The following is a 14,138-nucleotide window of genomic DNA, read 5'->3' on the forward strand; positions in this document are numbered from 1 at the left end:
GGACTCGGCGTCGTCGTCCGACTCGTCCGCGTCCTCGTCGGACTCCGCATCCTCATCCGACTCGCCGGCGTCGCCGGACTCGTCCTCGTCGGACTCCGGCTCGTCCTCCACGACGGCGGCGGGCTTGTCGTTCTTGCCCGCGTCCGGCTCGTCGTCACCTGCGGGGGCTTCGGCGGCGGGCGCTGCCTCGACGCGTTCGCGGATCTCCTCCGAGACCGGGTCGAGCTGCTTGTTGGCGTAGCGCACGTAGAGCGTGGTGATGACGAACGTCGAGACGAACTGGAGCAGGCCCAGCACCAGTCCGACGTTGATGTTGCCGATCAGCTTGATGCTCATGAAGCCGTGCGCGTAGTCGGCGAGCAACACATAGACCAGGTACCAAGCCAGGAACAGCGCGGATACCGGGAAGACGAAGCTGCGCAGCCGACGCCGGAGGGTCTTGAATTCGGGGCTGCTCTGCGCGGAGGCCCAGGTTTCGGCGTCGATACCGGACCCGGACCCGGATGGGTGGTCCGTGGTGCTCACGGTGCTCCCTTCCACATGGAAAAGACTCCGCCCGCGGGGCTGGGCGGAGCCCGAATCGTTCAACGCCGGAACGCTACGTAGATCATGAAGGGATGTGAAGACCCTTCTAGGGGTACACAATCTAACGATCGCGTGAAGATCGACTACGTTCGGCGTACCTTGATTGAGGAGTTGCGCAGCAAAGTAGCCCGAAGTAAGGATTGGGCCCAGTAATTCATCACAATTCGTGATCGACTTGGGCCAATCTCACCCATTAGGATTAACCCTGCCGAGCAGGACGTGATCACTTGCGGAGGTGTCGTCCCTCGGACGGCGGTGCCTGGCGCTTCCGCCCGGACGGCGGCTCGTCGACGAACCCCAGCCGGTCCGGAGCGTGCATCCGCAGCATCACCCGCGACACCCCGGGCGGCACCCGCCGCCGGGTCGCCCGGCTCACCGCCCAGGTCACCAGGAACGCCGTCGGCACCGCGACCACCGCGGGCTGCCAGCTCAGCACCGACCACCAGGCGCCGGTCTCGCCGAGCACCACGTTCAGGACCACCGCCAGCAGCACCAGCCCGCCGCCGGTGACCAGCCCCGTCGCCGCGCCCACCGCGGTCAGCCCGCGCCACCAGATCCCCAGCAGCAGCATCGGGCAGAAGGTCGCCGCCGCCATCGCGAACGCCAGCCCGACGCTCTGCGCGAGGTCCTGGTCGGCCATCCCCAGCGCCATCAGCCCGGGCACCACGCACACCGCGGGCAGCACCACCCGCACGTCCACCGACCAGCCGCGCAGCAGGTCGGCCGCGACCACCCCGGACACGCTGACCAGCAGCCCCGACGAGGTCGACAGGAACGCCGCGAACGCCCCCGCCGCGGTGACCGCCGCCAGCAACCCGCCCGCCCAGGTGCTGCCCAGCATCGCCTGCGGCAGCAGCACCACCGCCGCGTCGGTGTGCCCGGTGACCAGCAGCCGCGGCACGTAGAACCGGGACAGCAGCCCGAAGATCGTGGGGAACAGGTAGAACGCGCCCAGCAGCGCCAGCACGTAGAGCGTGGTCCGCCGCGCGCCGTTCCCGCTCGGGTTGGTGTAGAAGCGGACCAGCACGTGCGGCAGCCCCATCGTGCCGAGGACCGTCGCGATGATCACCGAGTACGTCGAGACCAGCCCGAGGATCCCGTCGTCCTGCGGGCGCAGCCAGGACGCGTTGTCCAGCTCGGCGTCACCGACCACCGGCACCGGCGTGCCCGCCGGGAACCGCAGCTCCATGCCCTCCGACACCGGGTAGTTCCCGGGTCTCATGTAGACGGTGCCGGGCGCGTTCCCGCCGACCTCGACCCACACCGGCTCGGCGACCCGCAGCGTCGCGTCGGCCTCGAACCGGACCGCGGTGTCGGCGCGGAACACCGGCGGTGCCGGGGAGTCGAGCGCCCGCTGCTGCCCGCCCGCATCGTTCATGAACACCAGGAACAGCACGAACGCGGGCACCGTGATCGCGAACAGCTTCACCCAGTACTGGAACGCCTGGACCAGCGTCACCGCGCGCATCCCGCCGGTGAACACGCTCGCCAGCACGATCACCAGCACCGCCACGACGCCGGCCCAGTGCGGCACGCCGGTGATCTCGGTCAGCAGCACCCCGGCGCCCTGCAGCTGCGGAACCAGGTACAGCCAGCCGACGATGACCACGACGACCGTCACCAGCCGGCGCAGCGGCAGCGAATCCAGCCGCTCCTCGGCGAAGTCGGGCAGCGTGTACGCGCCGGAGCGGCGCAGCGGCGCGGCGACGAACAGCAGCAGCGCGAGGTATCCGGAGGCGAAGCCGATCGGGTACCAGAGCGCGTCGACGCCGTCCTTGAGCACCAGCCCGGCGATCCCCAGGAACGACGCCGCGGACAGGTACTCGCCGGAGATCGCCGCGGCGTTGCGCTCCTCGCGCACCGACCGCCGCGCGGCCAGGAAGTCCGAGGTCGCACGCGCGTTGCGCGCGCCCCAGAACCCGATCCCGAAGGTGGCGAGGGCGATCACGCCGATCCCGCCCAGCGACCAGATGCTCGCCTCCATCTCGCCCTACTGCTCGACCATGTGGATGAAGTCGCGCTCGTTGCGTTCCGCGTTGCGCGCGCACAGGAACCCGATCAGCACCAGGAACGGGTAGGGCAGCACGCCGAGGACCAGCCACGGCACCCTGATCCCGAACCACATGGCCCCGCCCAGCGCGGGCACCGCCCAGAACAGCGCGGGCAGTCCGAGCAGCACCACGGCCGCCACGCCCGCGAGCACCAGCGAGCTGCGCAGCTGCACCTTCATCAGGTGGCGCACCAGGAACTCGCCGACGCTGGTCTGCTCCTCCAGCTCCATCATCGTGCGGGCGACCTGCCGGGTGTGGCGCTTGTCGGCGAGCACGACCCGGCGGCGGCGCGGCGGCCGGGTGGACTCGCCGCGTCCCCGGATCTCGAAGCCGTGCTCCCGGCTCATGAGCCGCCCGGCTGGCCCCAGCCCTGGCGGGGCGCGCGCACCAGCCGGTCCTTGAGCTCCCTGGTGTGCCTGCGGCTGACCGGGAGTTCCTTCGGCGGACCGCCGCCGAGCACCACCGAGTACCCGGACGACGACATCCGCAGCTCGTTGACCAGGCCGAGCGAGACCAGGTACGAGCGGTGGATGCGCAGGAACCCGGCGTCTCCCCAGCGTTCTTCCAGCTGCGCCAACGGGATCCGCACCAGGTGCGATCCGTCGGTGGTGTGCAGGCGGGCGTAGTCGCCCTGCGCCTCGACCCACCGGACCGTCTTGCGGGGCACCATCTTCGTCGTCCCGGCCAGCTCGACCGGGATGACCTCGTCGTCCTCGGCGGTCTCGGCCGGGCGGCTCGGCGCGGCGCCCTGCGGTCTGCCGCGCTCGATGATGCGCAGCGCGCGGTCGACGCGGTCGGCGTTGGCCGGCTTCATGATGTAGTCGAGCGCACCGACCTCGAACGCCTCCAGCGCGTTCTCCTCGTGGCCGGTGATGAACACCAGGGCGGGCGGGTTGCGGAACGCCTGCAACACCCTGGCCAGTTCCATCCCGCTGAGCCCCGGCATCGAGACGTCGGCGAACACCGCGTCCACAATGGACTCATCCTGGTCGCGCCCGCCCCGTAAGTCGGGATCGTCGCTGCGCAGCAGCCGAAGCGCCTCCGCAGCGTCGAAGGCGGTCAGCACCCGCCCGACGCGCGGATTGCCGCCCAGCAGGTACTTCATCTCGTCCAGACCGGCCATCTCGTCGTCGACGGCCAGCACCACAAGCCCGGATGTGCTCTGTCGAATGCTCACTGTAAGGCCATATCCTGCCGCGCCGGGGGCGCACTGTCCACGGTCTGGTTCCGGCGTGGGACTCCAACTCCCCGCACCGGGACGGCGCTTCCGATCATCAGCGCACGACCGGAAAACCCCGATGCCAAGTGAGATGAATCACGCCCGGGGCCCAAACCTAGTCGAGTGCGGAGCGTGCTCGACGACCGGGCCGCGGCGCGCGGCGGAACCGGCGGTCAGAGGCCGAAGCGGGACCACATCGCGCGGTGCTCCAGCGCGTCGACCAGGCCGCCGATCCGCGCCGCGGAAGAGCCGATGCCCAGGCGCGCGAGCAGCGCCTTGCGCGGCTCCACGGCGATCAGGTGCGCGTCCGGGAACTTCTCGCGGACGATCTGGCGCAGCGAGCCGGTGCCGTCGACCAGCCCGAGCTCCTTGGCCCGCGCACCGGACCACACCTCGCCGGAGAACAGCTCCTCGTCGCTGCCGGTGAGCTTGGTGCCCCGGCGCTTGCGGACCCAGTCCCGGAACTGCTCGTGCAGCTCGGACTGGAGCCCGTGCAGCCAGCGGACGTCGTCCTCCTTCTCCGGGCTGAACGGGTCGAGCCGCACCTTGTGGTCGCCCGCGGTGTAGACCCGGCGCTCCACGCCGAAGCGCTCCAGCAGGCCGGTGAACCCGAAGCCCGCGCTCACCACGCCGACCGAACCGACCATCGAGGTCGGGTGCGCGTGGATCTCGTCGGCCGCGCACGCCAGCCAGTACCCGCCGGAGGCCGCGACGTCCTCGCAGTAGGCGAGCACCGGGACGGACTTCTCCTCGGCCAGGTCCCGGATCCGGTCGGCGACCAGCGCGGACTGCGTCGGCGCCCCGCCGGGCGAGTTGATCGACAGCACCACCGCGGCCAGCCGGTCGTGACCGAACGCGCGGGTCAGCGCGGACTCGGTGTTCTGCGCGGAGATCGTGTTGCGGCTGACCGGCGACGGCGTCGGCGTGATCACGCCGTGCAGCTTGACCACGGCCACCACCGGGCCGCGCTCGGCCTTCTCGCCGAGCTTGCCCGGCAGCCTGGAGGACAGCTTCTCGGAGATCAGGTCGGTGAACTTCTGCGGCGCCTTGTCGGTCATACCCCGACGTTACCGGCTGTCGGCGGGCGGCGGCGTGGACCGGCCGCCCCCGGTCACGGACCGGCGGCGAGACCGACCGGCGGCTCGTCGATCGACTGCACCGGGATCGGCCGCACCCCGGGCGCGAACTTGGGCACCCGCATGATCACCTTCATGCCCGCGCCCTCCTCGGTCTCCACGACCAGCCCGTAGTCGTTGCCGAAGGTCGCCCGCATCCGGTTGTTGATGTTGCCAAGGCCGACGTGCGCGCCGGTGAGGTGCGCGTTGGCCAGTTCGGCGTCCAGCCGTTCCGGGTTCATCCCGATGCCGTCGTCGTCGACGCTGATCAGCGCCTCCACGCCGTTGTCCTCGGCGGTCACCGACAGCGTGCCGCCACCGGGCTTGTTGGCCAGCCCGTGCCGCACCGCGTTCTCCACCAGCGGTTGCAGCGCCAGGAACGGCACCACCACCGGCAGCACCTCCGGCGCGATCTTGAGCTGGACCTTGAGCCGGTCCGGACCGAACCGGGCGCGCTCCAGCGTCAGGTAGCGGTCGATGTTGCGGATCTCCTCGGCCAGCGTGGTGTAGAGGCCGGTGGTGCGGAACGAGTAGCGGGTGAAGTCGGCGAACTCCTGGAGCAGATCCCTGGCCTGCTCCGGGTCGTTGCGGATCTGCGCTGAGATCGTGTTGAGCGCGTTGTAGATGAAGTGCGGGGAGATCTGCGCCCGCAGCGCGCGGACCTCGGCCCGCGCCAGCCGCTCCTTGGACTCCTGGAGCTCGGCGAGTTCGAGCTGTGTGGACACGTGGTTGGCGACCTCGCCCGCCGCCCGCAGCAGCCGCTTGCGGTCACCGGCGGAGATGATCGTCAGCGCGCCCCGGGTCTCGCCCTCGACCTCCAGCGGGACCACGACCGCGTGCCGCATCGGGCACGGCCGGTGGTCGCAGGCGACGTCGGCGTGGTCGACGTACTCGCGCTTGCCGCTGCGCAGCACCTGCTCGATCTTGAGCCGGAGGTCCTCGTAGTGGTAGTTGACCTCGCCGTCCCAGCTGAGCAGCGTCCCCTCGTCGTCCACCACACCGACGGCGATGCAGCCCAGCAGCGCGCGCAGGTGCGGCGCTATCTGGTCCGCGGACTCCTGCGTCATCCCGTCCCTCAGGTGGGGCGCGGCACTGGTCACCTGGTGCAGCGCGGCGAGGGTGGCGTCCTCGACCGACGTGCTCACCCGACGCGACCTGCACAGCATGACGAACATCGTGAGCACGGCTAGCGCGGCGAGCGTGGTCAGCACCGTCCGCTCAGTCAACAGCTCCGGCACAACATCAATGTTCACGTCCGACACTCCGGGAATCAAGGCGGCTACGCTCAGTGCACTTCCTCCATCGGTGAGCGGCACTTGAGGCTTCCGTTCAGCGGAACCAGATCAGGTGACCCGGCGCAATCGGCTGTGCACAACTCGCGAATCTGTCCACAACCTGTGGACAACTCACTTGAGCAGCCGGGACATCCGCCGGTCCGCCAGCGGTTTGCCACCCGTCTGGCAGGTGGCGCAGTACTGCATCGAACGGTCCGCGAACGACACCTCCCGCACCACGTCCCCGCAGACCGGGCACGGCAGTCCGGTGCGGGCGTGCACCCGCATGCCGGAGCGCTTCTCGGCCTTCAGCCGGGCGGCGTCCTGGTGCACCGAGCGCTCGACGGCGTCGGTGAGGATCTCGCGCATCGCCGCGTGCAGCCGCTCCACCGGCTCGGCGCCGAGCTTGCCCGCGGTCGCGAACGGCGACAGCTTCGCGGCGTGCAGGATCTCGTCGGAGTAGGCGTTGCCGATCCCGGCCAGCCGGGACTGGTCGGTGAGGACCGTCTTCAGCCGCTCCGACCGGCCTGCCAGCACCGCGGCGAACCCGTCGAGGTCCAGCGACAGCGCGTCCGGCCCGAGCTTGGCGATGCCGGGCACCTCGGCCGGATCCGCGACCACCCAGGCCGACAGCTTCTTCTGGGTGCCCGCCTCGGTCAGGTCGAAGCCGACCCCGCCGAGGTTCACCCGCAACGCGATCGGTCCCCGGCCCGGCTTCGGCGGCGCCGGGGACAGCGAGTCCGACCAGCGCAGCCACCCGGCCCTGGCCAGGTGGAACACCAGGTGCAGGCCGTCGCAGTCGAGGTCGAGGTACTTGCCGTGCCGCGCGGCACCGGTGACGGTCCGGCCGTGCAGCTCGCTCCACGGCGGGCTGACCGTCTTCAGCACGCTCAGCGACGCGATGTCGACCCGGGCGACCGCGCGCCCCACCGCGTGGTCGCGCAGGTGCTGCGCCAACGCCTCGACCTCGGGAAGTTCCGGCACGTCCGCAAGTGTGCCTCACCGGGCCGCGGACGTGCGGCTATTCGACGGGCTGGAGGTTGCCGTTCATGTCCGGCTCGGCGTAGAGCTCGATCTGCCTGGCGACGTTGGCCGCCTCCTGGCGAGCGGTGACACCGCCGCGGACCACTCCGATCCAGGTCTCCGGCGGGTGCTCGTCGTGGTCGCCGGGGGTCTCGGCCCGGATCGTCCACGGGCGCCGCAGCATCCAGCGGACCGGGAAGAACAGCGCCGCCACCACCAGCGCCAGCACCAGCCACGGCGGCACGATGACCTCGTCGGGCGTCCAGACCACGAACACCACGGCCAGGAACAGCAGGATCGCGCCCATGATGATGCCCGAGAGCGGACCGCCGTTGACGTCGTGCTCGAACTCGTCCGCCGCGATCGGGTTGGACCACTCGACGTTGGTACTGACGGTCCACATGCGGCCGTCCGAACCCCGCACCACCCGGTTCATCGTCGCCTCCCCGCCCACCCGGGCTGGTCGATCATCGGTGTCCTCGTGCCGATGACCCCGCCGGTCACCGAGCGTGCCGCCACGGTACCGCGCCCGTCATCGGCCCGGCGGGTGAAAGTCGGCCGTCGCACACCATTGTCGATCACGAGACCCGGATCGGGCCAGCCGCCGGAGCGCATCCGGCGGCGGCCTGGAGGTAGGCGGCGCGCAGCCCGCGGCGGGCCCGGTGCGCGAGCACCGCGGTCGCGTTCGGCGTCAGCCCGAACTGGCCCGCGATGCTCGCAGGCCGGTGGCCCTCCACCTCGGTGCGCCACAGCACCTCGCGCCAGCGCGCGGGCAGCCGGTGGAACGCCTGCGCCAGCAGTTCGCCCTCGGCCTGGGTGCTCTGGTGGTCGCCGGCCCCCGGGATCCGCTCGCCCAGCTCCTCACCGCTGACCGGCTCGTCGCGCCGGGCGGCGAGCCACTCGGCCTGCACGCGGCGGACCACGGTCAACAGGTAGGGGCGGACGCGGTCGCGCGGCCCGGCCCCGGAGCGGATGGCGCGCAGCACGCGCAGGAACACCTCCGCCGCCACGTCGTCGGCGTCGATGCCCTGGCGCCGCGTCCGCAGCGCCGAGCGGCGCACCGCGGGTGCGTGTCGCCAGTACAGCTCCTCGTACGCGAGGTCGTCTCCCGCGCGCACCCGCTCCAGCAGCGCGCAATCGATTTCCCCGGACTGCGGCGGCCCTTCGGCCGCACGTTCCTCCACCACGGTGACCTCCCCCGACGTCACCCCTTTTCGTAGCGCGTGAACAGCGAAGATCGGTACCCTCGGCATCACCCGACAGAGGTCTCGGGTGACACACCTCACGGAAGGCCGGAGATGGATCTGGACCAGGCGAGAGCAGTCATCCGCAAGCAGCACCGCGCCGTGCTGAGCACCCGGCGCGGCAACGGCGAGCCGCAGATGTCGCCGGTGCTGGCGACGGTCGACGACGCCGGGCGCATCACGATCAGCACCAACACCGACTCGGCGAAGGTCCGCAACCTGCGGCGCGACCCGCGCGCGTGGCTGTGCGTGCTGCCGGACGAGTTCTTCGGGTACTGGATCCAGGTCGACGGCGACGTGGAGATCGTCGAGCTGCCCGAGGCGCTGCCGCTGCTGGAGGACTACTACCGCAGCATCTCGGGCGAGCACCCGGACTGGGACGAGTACCGCCAGGTGATGGTCGACGAGCAGCGAGTGCTGCTCAGGGTGTCGCTGACCCGCGCGGTGTCCTCGCCGACGAGCTGAGCCGACCCCCCTCGAACGGCCGGCGAACGATGGGTTAAAGTAGTCCCAGCAGCCCCGCAGAGGGCCGCGATAAAGAAACAACGCGGATGTAGCGCAGCTGGTAGCGCATCACCTTGCCAAGGTGAGGGTCGCGGGTTCGAGTCCCGTCATCCGCTCGCAGAAGCCCTGTTCGCAGCCGCGGACAGGGCTTTTTCTCGTCCGCACCACGCGAACTGGACTAGACCATACGTTGTCCAGGTCTGGACCAAAGTGCGGGCTTTTCCGGTGCCCAGGTTGCGCGGAACGGTGCTGTTTGTCCGGAAGTGCTCGGGCGTAATTTTCGAGAACCCCGAAAAGCCGTGAAAGGAGCACCCATGCGCAAGCGGACAATGGGCATCGCGCTGTTCGGTCTGGTCCCGCTGGCACTCTCCGTCCTCACCTCGGGGATGGCGCAGAGCCACGGGTGGGTTCAGAGCCCGTCGAGCAGGCAGGACGCCTGCAAGCAGGGCGCCGCGTCCAACTGCGGCGCCATCGTGTGGGAACCGCAGAGCGTGGAGGGCCCGAAGGGCTTCCCGCAGGCCGGCCCCAAGGACGGCAGCATCTGCTCCGGCGCCGTGGGCAGGTTCGCCGAGCTGGACGACCCCCGCAACGGGCAGTGGCCGGCGACCAAGGTCAGCGCGGGCCAGGACTTCACGTTCACCTGGAAGATCACCGCGGCGCACGCCACGACGACCTTCCGCTACTTCGTCACCAAGGACGGCTACGACCCGACCAAGCCGCTGACCCGCGCCGCGCTCGAACCGGCGCCGTTCATCAGCGAGGACCTGGGCGGCAAGCAGCCGCCGTACACCTACACCCACACCGGCAAGCTGCCGCAGGGCAAGAGCGGCAGGCACCTGATCCTCGGCGTGTGGGACATCGCCGACACCGGCAACGCCTTCTACTCCTGCTCCGACGTCGATTTCTCGTGACCGGTGGCGCCCCGGTCCGCGGCCGGGGCGTCATCCGCGGAATTCTCGGCGTCGTCGAATTTCCGGACGGGTCCGCCGGGGATACCGTTGACGTGTTCGCCACCGATCCCGGAAGGGCCGGGCATGTCCAGTCCGACGCACCTGCTCGCCACGGACAAGTACCCGTCGAACACCGCGCTCTACGCCGATCCGGCGCTGGCCCGCGACCGCGACTACCGGCTGCGGCACCGCCAGCGCAATCCGCGTACCGCGGTGCTCGCGCCGCACGGCGGCGGGATCGAGGCGGGGACCTCCGAGCTGTGCCTGGCCGTCGCGGCGGCCGAGGACTGCGCCTACTGGATGTTCGAGGGGCTGCGCCCCGGTGACAACAGCGACCTGCACGTCACCTCGGCGCACTGCGACGACCCGACCGCGCTGGCGCTGTGCCGACGCGCGACCCGCGTCCTGAGCCTGCACGGCTGCCGGCCGGACAGCGCGGGCCTGCCGGAGGACAGCCGCGCGGTCCTGGTCGGCGGCCTCGACGAACGGCTGCGCCGCGTCCTGCTCGCCGCGCTCGCGGAAGCGGGCTTCACCGCGTTCGACGCGTCGCGGCACGAATACCTCGGCGGGGTGTCGCCGCACAACATCTGCAACCGGAACCGGTCAGGCGCGGGCGGCCAGCTGGAGATCACCACCGCGCTGCGCGACGCCATGTTCGCGTCGGAGGCCCCGGCCCGGGAGCGCGTCCGGACCGGGGTGTTCTGGGCTTTCGTCGCGGCGGTCCGCACCGGGCTCGGCCGGGCGCACTGACTGCCGGGACTTCTTGACCATGTTCGGAACCGATCAGTACCATCCTGCCAAACGGTACCGATCGGTACCGAATGATGGGACGGGAATCCGGGATGAGTCCTTCTCCAGGGCATGGTTGGCGAGCGCGCACCGCGATCCTGACGCTGGGCGCCTTCGCGGTGGGCACCGACGGGTTCGTGATCGTCGGGCTGCTCCCCGAGATCGGCCGGACGCTGCGCGTGAGCACGTCCGAAGCCGGTCAGCTGGTCAGCGCGTTCACCATCGCGTACGCACTGCTTTCGCCGACGCTGGCCGCCGTCACCGGCAGGTGGCCCCGGCGGCGGGTCATGGTGGCCGCGCTCGTGCTGCTCGGCGCGGGGAACGCGGTCACCGCGCTGGCCGGGGACTACGGGCTCGTCCTCGCCTCCCGGATCCTGGCCGGGGCAGGGGCGGCGCTGTTCAGCGGGAGCGCCGTGGCGACGGCCGCGCACCTGGCGGGCGAGCGGCGGCGCGGGAGCGCCATCGCCCTGGTCACCGCGGGGTCGACGCTGTCGCTGGTCCTGGGCGCTCCGCTGGGGACCTACATCGGCGAGGTCTGGGGCTGGCAGGCCGCGATCTGGTTCGTCACCGCCGTCGTCGGGGCGGTCGCGGTGGCCATCGCCGCGCTGCTGCCGCCGATCAGGCTCGGCCAGGCCGCCACGCTGCGGGAGCGGCTGCTGCCGCTGACCGACCGCGGGGTGCTGAAGGTCCTGGTGGTCACGCTGCTGGCGTTCGTCGCGATCTTCCTGCCGTTCACGTACATGAGCGCGGTCTTCGCGCCCGCGACCGGCGGCGACCAGTCCCGGCTCGCGTTGCTGCTGCTGGTGTTCGGAATCGCCGCCACGGCGGGGAACCTGGCAGCGGGCTCGCTGGCGGACCGCCACGGCCCGCACCTCGTCGTCATCGGGGCGACGATCGGCATCACCGCGGTGTTCCTGCTGATGCTGCCGACCAGGGAGAGCTTCGTCCCGGTGGTGATCATGCACGCGCTGAGCGGCGTGGTGTCGTTCTCGGTGATCGGACCGCAGCAGCACCGCATCGTCGCCCACGCGCCCGCGGGAGGCGCGCCGCTGGTGACCTCGCTCAACACGTCGACCGCGTACCTGGGGAACTTCCTGTCGAGCATCATCGGCGCGGTCATCCTGGCGACCACGGGGTCAGCCGCTCTCCTGCTGCCGATCGCCGCGGGCTTCGCCCTCGCCGCAGCTGGCCTCACGTGGTGGACGACGCGGAGTCAGGGGCCTTCCGAGACGCCACCTCCGGCTCCGGAGGCACTGGCTTCTCTCGATTGATCCGGTCCTCGGCAACTGCATATATCCGCGCCTTATAAACAAGTAATTCTCATGTCAGTACAGCCCGGATTCAAATGACCATGCGCGAGCGAGTTTATCAATCAACCTGTCGCCCCATCCGGTGAAACGGCCGGACGTTGCACTGCATCCCAATGGGCCAAGTCGTAACGTGGTCACTGCAAGAATCACATTGCCACTGCGAGTGATTGCTGCCTGAACCTCATTTCGGAGGATTGATATACATGACCGCGACCGAGCAGGAATTAGTTGCACCCGATGTATTCGAAGTGACGTCTCCCTTTGCTTACGGAATTGACTCTTCGGTCGAGTACAGCGGCGGAGTGTGGTTCTCAAAGGGACACTGGGCCATGAAGACCGACAAGAATCTCAAGGACGGGTACGACAAAAAGAAGTGTGCACCGTTCTGGACCGACAACTACTGGCAGGCTCTCAAGGGGCGCTTCAACTACCGCATGGACGCCTGCGTCTGGATGCCCAACATCGACAACAGGAGCGAAGGCTTCTGGGTGTTCGAAGCGAGCAAGGCGGTACGCGTCACAGCAGACGGAAAATCGGTGAAGATCGGCCCGTTCGATATTACGGACAAAAACCTCTTCCCCAAGACCAAGGATACCGTTTTCAGCGGCGGCGTGGATGCCGCGGCCCACGAGTCGCATACCAGTGACAGCGTGAAATACCTCTTCTTCAGGTTTACCGGGGGGAAGCACTACATCGGCGTGTACACCTGGAAGAAAAAGGAATCCGAGCACTCGCTGACGATCAAGGAAGGCCTCAGCGACAAGTTTCCACGATTTCCGTTTGCCGACCGCCCGATAGGCTCCGTTCTGGAGCTGGGGGATTACTGGTACTTCTTCGTTTCGCACGACATCGAGGAAGCCCAAGCGTTCGGGCACCACAAGACAGACACCACGGGCAACAGCGACATTGGCCCATCTCCCATCAGTGAAGTGGTACCCGTGATCAAGACGGACTACGCCAAGCCCTCCTGAGTGGCTAAGGCGTGACATTCAGTGTTGCACCGGTAGGGCCCCGACGGTATCGATCGACGGTTGGGGCCCTGCTTCGTGCCGCGCCGCCGAACAGCTCGGCGACTTCGCTGATCAGGCCCCTTCCGAGACGCCCAGCCCGACCGGGCAGGAAACGCCGGTGCCGCCGAGGCCGCAGTAGCCGTTCGGGTTCTTGGCGTCGGACAGGTACTGCTGGTGGTACGTCTCGGCGTAGTAGAAGGCGTCCAGCGGTGCGATCTCCGTGGTGATGGCGCCGCGGCCTGCGGCGGTCAGCGCCGACTGGAACCGGGCGCGGCTGGCCTCGGCGATCTCGCGCTGCTGGTCGTCGGTGTAGTAGATCGCGGAGCGGTACTGGGTGCCGACATCGTTGCCCTGGCGCATGCCCTGCGTCGGGTCGTGGTTCTCCCAGAAGACCTTGAGGACCTGCTCGTAGCTGATCACCTTCGGGTCGAAGACCACCAGGACGGCCTCGGTGTGGCCGGTCAGCCCGCTGCACACCTCTTCGTAGGTCGGGTTCGGGGTGTGACCGCCCGCGTAGCCGACCGCGGTCGACCAAACACCGTCGGTGCGCCAGAAAGTGCGCTCCGCGCCCCAGAAACAGCCCATGCCCACGACTGCCGTGGCCAGGCCCTCCGGGAACGGCGGGACGATGCGGCGGTCCTCGAAGACGGCGTGCTGCTCCGCCACCGCGAGCGGCGTGGAGCGTCCCGGCAGTGCTTCGTCGGCCTGGACCACGCGGACCTTGTCACCGGAGAACGGGTTACCGAACAGCGCCATACCCACGAGGGTACGCGGCGGTCACTGTCGATCCACCCGTCTCGGGGGCCGGAATCCCGGCCTGGTCTCCTCCTCGTTGGCCGGCGGAGGCTCCGTCCGCGCGTGCCTGCCGCCGTGCCTGCGGACCGGCGGGACCGGCGGTTCCAGATCGCCGGACAGCCGCCTGCTCAGGATCGACTCCTCCTGCGGAGGCTGCGGCCTGGACGGCGGAGCCGGACGCGGGCGGCGCGGAGGCGCCGGCGGGCGCTGCGCGGCAGCGGGCGGCGGCGTCCACGCCGGTCGGTCCGCGGGCGGAGCCGCGGGCCGGG

14 protein-coding genes, 1 tRNA gene and 2 pseudogenes are annotated in these 14,138 nt (G+C 69.8%); 6 read left to right on the top strand and 11 right to left on the bottom strand.

Annotated elements, in window-relative coordinates; genetic code table 11:
* Positions 1–180: 180 nt before the first annotated feature.
* From ABD691_RS31745 to ABD691_RS31785, 9 genes and pseudogenes are all read right to left on the bottom strand, one after another.
* Positions 181–525, bottom strand: a pseudogene (locus tag ABD691_RS31745) (DUF485 domain-containing protein); the annotation flags it as partial.
* A gap of 283 nt (positions 526–808) precedes the next feature.
* Positions 809–2,569, bottom strand: a complete 1,761-nt coding sequence (locus ABD691_RS31750; RefSeq protein ID WP_344686047.1) for a sodium/solute symporter — start codon at positions 2,567–2,569, stop codon at positions 809–811.
* A gap of 6 nt (positions 2,570–2,575) precedes the next feature.
* Entirely contained in the window at positions 2,576–2,983 is a 408-nt protein-coding gene (locus ABD691_RS31755) for a hypothetical protein (RefSeq protein WP_344686048.1), read from the bottom strand.
* The gene (locus tag ABD691_RS31760; RefSeq protein WP_344686050.1) at positions 2,980–3,813 is read right to left on the bottom strand and encodes a LytR/AlgR family response regulator transcription factor; all 834 of its coding nucleotides are present in this window, start codon (positions 3,811–3,813) and stop codon (positions 2,980–2,982) included. Before ABD691_RS31760 ends, ABD691_RS31755 begins: the two co-directional genes overlap by 4 nt.
* Positions 3,814–4,028: 215 nt before the next feature.
* Positions 4,029–4,913 carry a S49 family peptidase gene (locus ABD691_RS31765; RefSeq protein ID WP_344686051.1) on the bottom strand — a complete coding sequence of 295 codons (885 nt, stop codon included), beginning with the start codon at positions 4,911–4,913 and terminating at the stop codon, positions 4,029–4,031.
* A 53-nt stretch (positions 4,914–4,966) separates the two neighbouring features.
* Positions 4,967–6,208, bottom strand: coding sequence for a GAF domain-containing sensor histidine kinase (locus ABD691_RS31770; RefSeq protein WP_344686064.1), 1,242 nt, complete (start codon positions 6,206–6,208; stop codon positions 4,967–4,969).
* Between the two features lie 168 nt (positions 6,209–6,376).
* Complete coding sequence (locus tag ABD691_RS31775; RefSeq protein WP_344686052.1) at positions 6,377–7,228, bottom strand: Fpg/Nei family DNA glycosylase; 852 nt, start codon at positions 7,226–7,228, stop codon at positions 6,377–6,379.
* A gap of 37 nt (positions 7,229–7,265) precedes the next feature.
* Positions 7,266–7,703: a DUF983 domain-containing protein gene (locus tag ABD691_RS31780; protein WP_344686053.1), complete on the bottom strand. Its 438-nt coding sequence runs from the start codon at positions 7,701–7,703 to the stop codon at positions 7,266–7,268.
* A gap of 142 nt (positions 7,704–7,845) precedes the next feature.
* The gene (locus ABD691_RS31785) at positions 7,846–8,454 is read right to left on the bottom strand and encodes an RNA polymerase sigma factor (RefSeq protein WP_344686054.1); all 609 of its coding nucleotides are present in this window, start codon (positions 8,452–8,454) and stop codon (positions 7,846–7,848) included.
* A 111-nt stretch (positions 8,455–8,565) separates the two neighbouring features.
* On the opposite strand from ABD691_RS31785, the gene ABD691_RS31790 reads away from it, so the two are divergent.
* The 6 genes from ABD691_RS31790 (at position 8,566) to ABD691_RS31815 (ending at position 13,035) form a co-directional block, all read left to right on the top strand.
* Positions 8,566–8,976, top strand: coding sequence for a PPOX class F420-dependent oxidoreductase (locus tag ABD691_RS31790; protein WP_344686055.1), 411 nt, complete (start codon positions 8,566–8,568; stop codon positions 8,974–8,976).
* An 82-nt stretch (positions 8,977–9,058) separates the two neighbouring features.
* Positions 9,059–9,131 (top strand) — tRNA-Gly (locus tag ABD691_RS31795).
* A 198-nt stretch (positions 9,132–9,329) separates the two neighbouring features.
* Positions 9,330–9,926 carry a lytic polysaccharide monooxygenase auxiliary activity family 9 protein gene (locus ABD691_RS31800; protein WP_344686056.1) on the top strand — a complete coding sequence of 199 codons (597 nt, stop codon included), beginning with the start codon at positions 9,330–9,332 and terminating at the stop codon, positions 9,924–9,926.
* Positions 9,927–10,049: 123 nt separating this feature from the next.
* Positions 10,050–10,715 (top strand): poly-gamma-glutamate hydrolase family protein, encoded by a 666-nt coding sequence (locus ABD691_RS31805; protein ID WP_344686057.1) that lies wholly within the window; start codon positions 10,050–10,052, stop codon positions 10,713–10,715.
* Positions 10,716–10,807: 92 nt separating this feature from the next.
* Positions 10,808–12,025 (top strand): MFS transporter, encoded by a 1,218-nt coding sequence (locus ABD691_RS31810; protein ID WP_344686058.1) that lies wholly within the window; start codon positions 10,808–10,810, stop codon positions 12,023–12,025.
* Between the two features lie 242 nt (positions 12,026–12,267).
* Positions 12,268–13,035: a hypothetical protein gene (locus tag ABD691_RS31815; RefSeq protein WP_344686059.1), complete on the top strand. Its 768-nt coding sequence runs from the start codon at positions 12,268–12,270 to the stop codon at positions 13,033–13,035.
* A 111-nt stretch (positions 13,036–13,146) separates the two neighbouring features.
* Here the strand turns inward: ABD691_RS31815 and msrA are convergent, their stop codons facing one another.
* Positions 13,147–13,830: a peptide-methionine (S)-S-oxide reductase MsrA gene (msrA, locus tag ABD691_RS31820; protein ID WP_344686060.1), complete on the bottom strand. Its 684-nt coding sequence runs from the start codon at positions 13,828–13,830 to the stop codon at positions 13,147–13,149.
* 21 nt (positions 13,831–13,851) lie between these two features.
* Positions 13,852–14,138: pseudogene (locus ABD691_RS31825) on the bottom strand (acyltransferase family protein); the annotation flags it as partial.

The organism is Saccharopolyspora taberi, assembly GCF_039534165.1.
In the GTDB taxonomy this organism is placed as follows: Bacteria; Actinomycetota; Actinomycetes; order Mycobacteriales; family Pseudonocardiaceae; genus Saccharopolyspora_D; species Saccharopolyspora_D taberi.